This is a genomic window from Mesorhizobium sp. M1A.F.Ca.IN.020.03.2.1 (genome assembly GCF_004023205.1).
Taxonomy (GTDB): domain Bacteria; phylum Pseudomonadota; class Alphaproteobacteria; order Rhizobiales; family Rhizobiaceae; genus Mesorhizobium.
On the sequence record NZ_RZSV01000008.1, the window covers coordinates 49,240 to 55,279 of the forward strand.

Here is a 6,040-nt window from a genome sequence, read left to right on the forward strand (position 1 = left end):
CGTCGGCTGGCGCTATCCGCTACACTCTGCCTAGCTGACACCAATCGCTCGGTCCTCAGTTTCGTCGAGCGGCGCGAGCTCGATCAGCGGCGCCGGCAGGTCGGTGGTCTTTTCCTTGGACTTGCAGATATCGGCGATGACACAGACCGGGCAGTCGGGCTTGCGCGCCTTGCAGACATAGCGGCCATGCAGGATCAGCCAGTGATGGCCGTGCCGCATGTATTCGGCGGGGATGACTTTTAAGAGCCCCTGCTCAACCTGTTCGGGCGTTTTGCCGGGCGCCAATCCAATACGATTGCCGATGCGAAAGATATGCGTGTCCACCGCCATCGTGTGCTGGCCGAAGGCGACGTTGAGCACGACATTGGCGGTCTTGCGTCCCACGCCCGGAAGCTTGACCAGCTCGTCCCGATCTTCGGGCACGTTGCCGGCATAGTCGTCGATCAGTGCCTTCGAGAGCGCGACCACGTTCTTGGCCTTGTTGCGCCACAGGCCTATGGTGCGGATGTAGTCGCCGACCTTGGCCTCACCGAGCGCCAGCATCTTCTGCGGTGTATCGGCGACCGAAAACAGCGGCTTCGTTGCCTTGTTGACGCCGGCATCGGTCGCCTGCGCCGACAGCACCACCGCGATCAGCAGCGTGAAGGGATTGACATAGTCGAGCTCGCCCTTCGGCTCGGGCCGCTGCACGGAAAAACGCCGGAAGATCTCATGCACCTCGGCGGGCGTGTAGAGCGAGCGCAGCCCGCCCTTCCGGGACGGCGTCTTTGCTTTCGCACTGCCGCCTGAGGCGGAGGCTGACGGCTTTTTGACGAGGAAGGAGTTTTTGGACTTGGGCGGCGCCATTCCCTTCCTATAATATTTCCCTATGAGCGACACAAACGCCTCGTTCGAAGCCGACAAGCCATTCTTCCAGGCCCTGCTGACGCCGCATCGCTCCCTCGGTCGGACCGGCTTTCTGATATTGATGGGCGCGCTGATGTTCGGCTGGGCGATCACCGGCGCGATCTTCCTGGCACATGGCGCATGGCCGGTCTTCGGCTTCTTGGGGCTGGACGTGGTCGCCGTCTACATCGCCTTTCGCGTCAATTACCGGGCGGCCCGCGCCCGTGAGGAAATATCGGTCTCGCGCACCAGGCTTGACATCCGCAAAACGGCGCCGTCGGGCCGCTTCGAGGATCATCGCTTCAACCCGTTCTGGGCCCGCTTTTCGATCGCCCGCCATGCCGAGATCGGCATCACCAACATGGCCGTCGAGGCGCAAGGCGAAAGCGTTTCGATCGGGTCTTTCCTGGATCCCGGTTCCCGCGAAAGCTTTGCTGCTGCCTTTTCGCGCGCACTGGCGACCGCCAGGGCGCGTTGAACTGGCACGGCGCTCCGGCGCCTCGCCGTAGAGCGTCATCAGCAAGGTCTGCCTTACCCCGGTCAAATCTATCTTTTCGCCGGCCGTCATCGCCCTTCGGCTCGAAGCCTGCTCGATCTGGGTAGGGGCCGGAGGAAGGCAAGTTTCGGGTGGTGGCAATGCGCGGGAAGACCGATATTCGCGGCCGAGCAGATAGCCATGGGAGATATTGCCATGAACGCCCAGATGACCATGAATACCCGGATGGAACCGTCAGCGATCCTGCAGAACGACATCACGCCCGTGGGCAGCGACTACGAAATCGTGCGCCGCGCCATCGAGAAGATCAGCCTCGACTATCGCGACCAGCCCTCGCTGGAGGTTCTGGCCGAGGCGGTCGGCGAGACGCCGACGGGCCTGCAGAAACTGTTCACGCGCTGGGCCGGCCTGTCGCCCAAGGCCTTTCTGCAGGCGGTGACGCTCGACCATGCGCGCAGGCTGCTTGATTCCGGCATGCCGCTGCTCGAAACCTCGTTCGAGCTCGGCATGTCGGGCCCCGGCCGGCTGCACGACCTCTTCGTCACGCACGAAGCGATGTCACCCGGCGACTACAAGACCCGTGGCGCCGGCCTGACCATCCGCTACGGCTATCATATCTCGCCCTTCGGCATTGCGTTGATCATGGTCACCGATCGCGGGCTGGCCGGCCTGGCCTTCTGCGACGCCGGCGGCGAGCGGGCCGCCTTCGCCGATATGTCCGGCCGCTGGCCGAACGCAGCTTACGTCGAGGACATGTCGGCCACCCAGCCCTATGCCGCGCGCGTCTTCGATCCGACAAAATGGCGTGCGGACCAGCCGCTGCGCGTGGTGATGATCGGCACCGATTTCCAGCTGCGCGTCTGGGAGGCGCTGCTGCGAATTCCGATGGGCAGGGCCTGCACCTATTCCTCGATTGCGGCAAGCATCGGCGCGCCGAGCGCCAGCCGGGCCGTCGGTGCGGCGGTGGGCGCCAATCCGATGTCCTTCGTGGTTCCTTGCCATCGTGCGCTCGGCAAGTCCGGCGCCCTCACCGGCTACCACTGGGGACTGACGCGCAAGCGCGCCATCCTCGGCTGGGAGGCGGGACAAATGGCGTCCTGAAACTTCGTTTTTTCCGCGCGCCATTGCGAAAACCGTGGATCTGAATATAGGTAAGTATAATCGAAAACAATACATCCGAAATATCGGGAAATGCAACCGGAGACAACCTCAGGTTTCGCCGGTTGTATTTTGAATTGTTTGCAGTCGTTATCTTGTTTAACACTAAATTAACCACGATAAACGGATGATACCTCTGTATTGAGCCGCATTTGCTAAGGGCACAGATATGCGGAAAGTTCGTCGGGCATCGCAGGTTCTGACGCTTGCAGACGGGCTTCACCTTGCCCGGCGTCACCCTGCCCCAGGGCCGAGGACGAGGTTCAGCTTCCGACGGCACGACCTGCCGCTCGGCCGTTTCCGGCAGCGGCGCCTATCTGGACGTCGGCGTCATCCGCGTCAACAGCAACCACCAGTCGAACAGCAACCTCGCCACTTACGGCGGCGTAGTGGTCCCGATCGGGCGGACGCCGAAGCGCGTCGATTGCGGCCGCCTCTACGAACTCGAGGTCGAGCGCCTGCAGCTTGAATTGAAGCTGCTCAAGATGGGTCTCGGCGCCGACGGCCAGACGGGAAGCGTGGCTGTTCCCGATCCCGCGACCGCCTCCGCCGCCGCATCGACTGGATGGGCTAACGAAGGCTGGAGCATCAGAGGCACAAACCGGCAATGACAAGAAAAAGAAAAAGAAATAGCCACGCGCTGATCGCCGCGGTGGCTGCGCTTGCAAGCTTCTCGCTCCCGGCTTCGGCGGCTATCATCGGCACTTGCACCATCATGATCGGCGCCCGGGAACGATGAAATCGAACCCCGCCATCAATATCTTCGGCTCCAGGCAGGCGGGCGGGTCGAGCGCCGGCGCCACCATCACCGCGAATGCGACGCTATGCACGATCCTCAACCTGCTCGACTGCTATTCCGTCTCGGCACCGGCGCCGACTGCCTTCACGTCCGCGCCGAGCGGCGGCGACACCGACGTCACCTTCGCCACCGTCTTCCGCCTCGATGGCTCAGGCTCGGACATCCCGGGCAGTTCGCCGCAGCGGGTGACCAACGGCACTCACACCATCCAGGTCGATCTCACGGCCACGAAATCGCCGGGCATCTTCCCAGCCGGCAACTACCAGGGCACGGTGACGGTGCGCTGCGAATGATGCTGTGGGCCGGTGCGGCGCACAACCGGCTTGATCTGGCAATAGACGGTCTTTGCGGCTAGCCTCCCGCGCAAGCAACTGCGTAAATGCAAGGACTTGCGGCATCGGCCTTCGATCGAAGGCTCGCCCGCTCATGCAGGAGGCCTTTCTTGATCATCATCGTCGGCTCGATCAACCTCGACCTGATCGCCAATGTCGACCGTTTGCCTGAACCCGGCGAGACGGTCCGCGGCTCCGGCTTTGCCACCGCTCCCGGCGGCAAAGGCGCCAACCAGGCGCTGGCCGCGGCCCGCGCAGGCGCTGAGGTGCGCATGGTCGGCGCCGTCGGCAAGGACAGCTTTGCCGCCGAAGCGCTGGCGCTGCTGAAGGCCAGCGGTGTCGATCTTTCCGGCGTCGGCGAGAGCTTCGCCTCCACCGGCACAGCGCTCATCCTGGTCGGTGCCGACGGCGAGAATGTGATCGCCGTCGTGCCGGGCGCTAACGATTCTGTACTGCCCGGCGACATCGCCAAGGCGTATCTGAAGAAGGGCGATGTCGTGCTTTTGCAGCACGAGATCCCGCTGCCCACGGTCGAAGCGGCGCTTGATGCAACCCGCGCGGCGGGTGCCGTCAGCGTGCTCAACACCGCGCCTTTCCGCCCCGAGGCGGCCGGCTTTCTCGGCAAGGCCGACTACGCCGTCGCCAACGAGACCGAGTTCGACCTCTATGGCGAGGCGCTGGTGCTCACCGGCCGCGACCGGGAGGCGCGGATGCGCGACTATGCCGAAAAGACAGGCCGCGCCATCGTCGTGACGCTCGGCGGCGACGGCGTGCTGGCTGCCACTCCCGACCATTTCATCACCGTCCCGGCACTGAAGATAACTCCGGTCGACACGGTCGGCGCGGGCGACACCTTTTGCGGCTATTTGGGCGCCGGCCTGTCGTCCGGCCTCTCGCTCGAACAGGCGCTCACGCGCGCCGCGGCGGCAGGCTCGCTCGCATGCTTGAAGCCGGGTGCGCAGCCGGCGATTCCGCTGGCGAAGGATGTCGACGCGGCCTTGGCCGCGCGGTGACGGCGATGCGCCCGTCGACGAAACACGCCGTGCCGCCGGCAAGCGACATCTGTCGCTTGTCCGCCGTAGAACTTACCGACACGATCAGGCAGCGCCGTCTGTCGGCGCGCGAGGTCGTCAGCGCCTTTCTCGACCGCATCGATGCTGTGAACCCGCTGGTCAACGCCATCGTGTCGCTGCGCGAGCGCGCCGATATCCTGGCGGAAGCCGACGGGGCGGACGCCCATGTGGCACGGGGCGCCGCGGCCGGATCGCTGTTCGGCCTGCCGATCGCCATCAAGGACCTGGCCCTGACCAAGGGCTTAAGAACAACCTTCGGCTCGCCGATCTTCGCCGATTTCGTCCCGCAAGAGGACGATTTCTTCGTCGAGCGCCTGCGCAAGGCCGGCGCCATCATCATCGGCAAGACCAATGTTCCGGAATTCGGGCTGGGCTCCAACACCTACAATCCGGTCTTCGGTCCGACGCTCAATGCCTTCGATCCGACGCTCACCGCCGGCGGCTCGAGCGGCGGCGCTGCGGTGGCGCTGGCGCTCGACATGGTGCCGGTCGCCGACGGCAGCGATTTCGGCGGCTCGCTGCGCAATCCGGCGGCCTACAACAACGTCTATGGCTTCCGCCCCTCGCAAGGGCTGGTGCCGGCCGGCCCCGACATCGATGTCTTCCACGCCCAGATGGGCGTCGAAGGGCCGATGGGCCGGAATGTGCGCGACATCGCGCTGCTGCTCGATGAGCAGGCCGGCTATCATCCGCGGGCGCCATTGTCGCATGACAAGCAGGGCTCGTTTCTCGAAGGCCTGCGGGAGAAAGCCACCGGCGGCCGCATCGCCTGGCTCGGCGATTTCGGCGGCCATCTGCCGATGGAGCCAGGCATTCTCGACCTGTGCGAGACTGCCCTCGCCCGCTTCGCGGACGCCGCGTTCCACAGCGAAACGCTGGTGCCGGATGCCGACTTCGAAGCGCTCTGGCAGGCCTTTGTGACGTTGCGCCAGGCGAGCAGCGGCTGCGGACTGAAGGCGCATTATGACGATCCGGAAAAGCGCAGGCTGCTGAAGCCGGAGGCCGTTTGGGAAGTTGAGCAGGCGATGCGCCTTACCGCGCCCCAGATCCATGCCGCCTCGGTCCGGCGCACCTCATGGCACCGCACGCTGCTGTCGCTGTTCGAGCGCTTCGACCTTATCGTGCTGCCGACCGCCCAGGTCTTCCCCTTCGAGGTCTCGACGCATTGGCCGCGCGAGATCGCCGGGCGGCCGATGGACAGCTATCACCGCTGGATGCAGGTCTCCGCCTTTGCCACGCTCGGCGGTTGTCCGGCGCTCAATGTGCCGGTCGGCTTCGACGGCAAGGGCCGGCCGCT

At 64.8% G+C, this 6,040-nt stretch carries 7 protein-coding genes; 6 read left to right on the forward strand and 1 reads right to left on the reverse strand.

Annotation, left to right across the window (positions count from 1 at the left end; translation table 11 throughout):
• Positions 1–30: 30 nt before the first annotated feature.
• Entirely contained in the window at positions 31–846 is an 816-nt protein-coding gene (gene nth / locus EOA79_RS02855; protein ID WP_127335445.1) for an endonuclease III, read from the reverse strand.
• A gap of 22 nt (positions 847–868) precedes the next feature.
• Here nth and EOA79_RS02860 point away from each other — a divergent pair, with 22 nt between their 5' ends.
• The 6 genes from EOA79_RS02860 to EOA79_RS02885 form a co-directional block, all read left to right on the forward strand.
• Positions 869–1,363, forward strand: a complete 495-nt coding sequence (locus tag EOA79_RS02860) for a DUF2244 domain-containing protein (protein ID WP_095800560.1) — start codon at positions 869–871, stop codon at positions 1,361–1,363.
• Between the two features lie 213 nt (positions 1,364–1,576).
• Positions 1,577–2,482, forward strand: coding sequence for a methylated-DNA--[protein]-cysteine S-methyltransferase (locus EOA79_RS02865; RefSeq protein ID WP_164746661.1), 906 nt, complete (start codon positions 1,577–1,579; stop codon positions 2,480–2,482).
• Positions 2,483–2,745: 263 nt separating this feature from the next.
• The gene (locus tag EOA79_RS02870; RefSeq protein ID WP_245322274.1) at positions 2,746–3,150 is read left to right on the forward strand and encodes a hypothetical protein; all 405 of its coding nucleotides are present in this window, start codon (positions 2,746–2,748) and stop codon (positions 3,148–3,150) included.
• Positions 3,151–3,274: 124 nt separating this feature from the next.
• Positions 3,275–3,631, forward strand: coding sequence for a hypothetical protein (locus EOA79_RS02875; protein WP_348627462.1), 357 nt, complete (start codon positions 3,275–3,277; stop codon positions 3,629–3,631).
• Between the two features lie 149 nt (positions 3,632–3,780).
• Positions 3,781–4,683 (forward strand): ribokinase, encoded by a 903-nt coding sequence (locus EOA79_RS02880; RefSeq protein ID WP_095823499.1) that lies wholly within the window; start codon positions 3,781–3,783, stop codon positions 4,681–4,683.
• 5 nt (positions 4,684–4,688) lie between these two features.
• Positions 4,689–6,040 (forward strand): amidase (locus EOA79_RS02885; protein ID WP_164893813.1); only part of this gene is annotated, 1,352 nt, incomplete at its 3' end.

What these genes read in the sequence shown, in the direction of transcription:
- nth (WP_127335445.1), bottom strand. Translation starts at nt 846, where the DNA reads ATGGCGCCGCCCAAGTCCAAAAACTCCTTCCTCGTCAAAAAGCCGTCA.
- EOA79_RS02860 (WP_095800560.1), top strand. Translation starts at nt 869, where the DNA reads ATGAGCGACACAAACGCCTCGTTCGAAGCCGACAAGCCATTCTTCCAG.
- EOA79_RS02865 (WP_164746661.1), top strand. Translation starts at nt 1,577, where the DNA reads ATGAACGCCCAGATGACCATGAATACCCGGATGGAACCGTCAGCGATC.
- EOA79_RS02875 (WP_348627462.1), top strand. Translation starts at nt 3,275, where the DNA reads ATGAAATCGAACCCCGCCATCAATATCTTCGGCTCCAGGCAGGCGGGC.